The following is a 2,856-nucleotide window of genomic DNA, read 5'->3' on the forward strand; positions in this document are numbered from 1 at the left end:
TGCTGCTCGCTCCCTGCTGGCAGGGAACGGCGCTGGCCGGGCTTGCGCTCCACCGTGGCCCCAACCTCGCTGATCTGGCGCTGTTCCTGATCGGCGCGATCGTGATGCGCGGCGCCGGCTGCACCTACAACGACATTCTCGACCGCAAGCTCGACGCCGGCGTCGAGCGCACCCGCAACCGGCCGCTGCCCTCCGGCCGGGTCAGCGTCAGGGCCGCAGCGGTCTTCCTCGTCGCGCAGGCGCTCGTCGGGTTATTCGTGCTCATCAGCTTCAACGGCTTCTCGATCGGGCTCGGGATCGCTTCGCTGGCGATCGTTGCGGTCTATCCGTTGATGAAGCGGGTGACGTCCTGGCCGCAGGCTGTGCTGGGTCTCGCCTTCTCCTGGGGCGCGCTGATGGGGTGGGCGGCGACTTTCGCGAGCCTCGCGCTCGCTCCCGTCCTGCTCTACTTTTCCGCGTTTTGCTGGACGATCGGCTACGACACGATCTACGCCATGCAGGACGCGCGCGACGACGCGATCGTCGGCATCCGCTCGACGGCGCGCCTGTTCGCCGGCCATGCCCGGCTCGGCGTCGGTCTCTTCTACGCCGCCGCCGCGGCCTTGGCTTTGGCGGCGATCCTGCTCGCCGGCGGCGGCCCCATTGCGCTGATCGGCTGGGCGGCCTACGCCGCCCATCTCGCCTGGCAGCTTTCCCGCGTGGAGGACACCGACGCCGCGACCGCCCTCAGCCTGTTCCGCTCCTACCGCGACGCGGGGCTCCTGCTCTTCGCCGGCATCGCGGCGCAGGGGTGGGCGGGGTAGCGTCCGCCCATCGATCTCCGGGTTTGGAATCCCTTGGCGGTGCGCAGCCCGGACGCGCCGCTCCGCAAATTCGGGCCTTTCCCGGACTTGGATTGATTTCGTCCGAATCGAGCCTTTTCGGTGCGTTGTCCGGCGTGCGAGGCCAAATTGTAATTGCCAGGGCGCCGTCGGGAGAAACGCCGCCATAGCCGGTCGGGAGACGGACACCCTCTCGGTCGCCCTTCGGCCGCCCGCGATGACGGCGCGACGATCCAGAGATCTTGGCGCCGACCCCATCTTTTCAATCGCTTGGGCGCCGAAAACGGTCCGAATGCCAAATTCGCTTTACGCTTCGCCCTCTGCAAGCAAAACGAAGCCGCTGCTTTGGCGACAAGCGCGCAGTAGGCCTTTCGCCTCATATCTGACCGTTTCATGAAAGAAGCGTAGCACAATTTCTGTTTATCCGCAATGATTTGCACCAGCCCAGGATATGCGCCGGCCCGGATCGAAGTCGCGGACTTTGCAGAGCCGACGGTCGATCCCCGGCGGCCGATCGTCACTTGCGATCGCGTTCCTGCAAGGCGTTGCGGCGCGAGTACGAAGGCCCCGCTCGTAGACGTCGGGCTGCGACGCTCGACGATGAAGAGACCTTCCTTGAGAAGAAAGTCCGCATGAGACAGGGGGGAAAACGCTCAGCGCCGGGACACGACCAATCCAGGCTATCGGCAAGCCCGAATCGAGACCTGGGGCCGCTAAAATCTGGCGTTCCAGCGCCGGGCGCGGATAGGGTGGCGCCGTCGGCATAAAGCCGGTTTCGCACGATGGACCTGATCGCACCGACCGACCGAGGCCTCTATTGCGAGGCCGGCGACTTTCATATCGACCCGTGGCGCCCGGTTTCACGCGCGGTGATCACCCACGCCCACTCCGATCATGCCCGCTTCGGGTCGGACCTCTACCTGTGTCATCCCCTGACCGCGCCAATCCTCAGAAGGCGACTCGGCGACGTGGCGATCGAGACGGCGGACTATGGCGAGGTTTTGACCCGCAACGGCGTCGAAATCTCGCTCCATCCCGCCGGCCACGTCCTCGGATCGGCACAGGTCAGGGTCGCGCGGAACGGAGAAGTGTGGGTCGCGTCGGGCGACTTTAAGCTCGAGGCCGACGGCGTCGTCGCCCCCTTCGAGCCGCAGCGCTGCAACGTCTTCATTACCGAATCGACCTTCGGGCTGCCGATATACCGCTGGCGTCCTCAGGCCGAGACCATGGCTGCGATCGAAAGCTGGTGGAGAGAGAACGTCGCCGCCGGACGCGCGAGCGTCCTCTTCGCCTATGCGCTCGGAAAGGCGCAGCGCCTGCTCGCCCGGCTCGATCCCTCGATCGGGCCGATCGTCTGTCACGGCGCGATCGAGCCGGTCAACGCCATTTACCGGGACGCCGGAATCATCATTCCGCCGACGCGGCTCGTCACCGAGGTCGCCGACAAATCCGAACTGCGACAGGCGCTCATCGTCGCCCCGCCTTCCGCCGCGGCGAGCCCGTGGCTCAATCGGTTCGGCGACTATTCCGACGCGCTCGCGAGCGGCTGGATGCAGGTCAGGGGAAACCGCCGCCGGCGAGGCCTGGACCGCGGCTTTCCGCTCTCCGACCACGCCGACTGGTCGGGGCTCCTGGCGGCGGTCGAGGCGACCGGCGCCGAGCGCATTCTGGCGACGCATGGATTCACCGGGCCGCTGACCCGCTATTTTCGGGAGAAGGGCCTTGACGCTCGCGCCCTTCAGACCGCTTACGGCGAAGAGGACGAAGCAGCGCCCGGCGCAGAGAGCGCCGCATGAAGGCCTTTTCCGACCTTTATCGACGCCTCGATTCCGCGACCTCGACGCGCGCCAAGCTCACCGCGATGGTCGAAGCCTTCGCGGCGGCCAAGGCCGACCCAACCCAATGGGCGAGCGCGGCCTGGATGGTCTATTTCCTTTCCGGCGGCAAGCCGCGTCAGACCGTTCCGACGCGCATTCTCTGGAGGCTCGCGGTCGAAGGCTCAAAACTTCCCGAATGGCTTTGCGCCGAGTGCTAC

2 protein-coding genes and 1 pseudogene are annotated in these 2,856 nt (G+C 66.5%); all 3 read left to right on the forward strand.

Features of this window, described 5'->3' with window-relative positions:
- Positions 1-803, forward strand: an 803-nt coding sequence (ubiA, locus tag ACLP25_RS28105) for a 4-hydroxybenzoate octaprenyltransferase (protein ID WP_442472392.1), incomplete at its 5' end; no start/stop codon positions are given.
- Between the two features lie 800 nt (positions 804-1,603).
- Entirely contained in the window at positions 1,604-2,617 is a 1,014-nt protein-coding gene (locus tag ACLP25_RS28110; RefSeq protein ID WP_442472393.1) for a ligase-associated DNA damage response exonuclease, read from the forward strand.
- A pseudogene (locus ACLP25_RS28115) lies at positions 2,614-2,856 on the forward strand (ATP-dependent DNA ligase); the annotation flags it as partial. The gene ACLP25_RS28110 and the pseudogene ACLP25_RS28115, both read left to right, overlap by 4 nt.

It is taken from the genome of Roseiarcus sp., from assembly GCF_052145395.1.
GTDB lineage: Bacteria > Pseudomonadota > Alphaproteobacteria > Rhizobiales > Beijerinckiaceae > Roseiarcus.

Bases quoted from the DNA above. Each gene is read 5' to 3' on its own strand.
- ACLP25_RS28110 (WP_442472393.1), top strand. From the start codon at position 1,604: ATGGACCTGATCGCACCGACCGACCGAGGCCTCTATTGCGAGGCCGGC.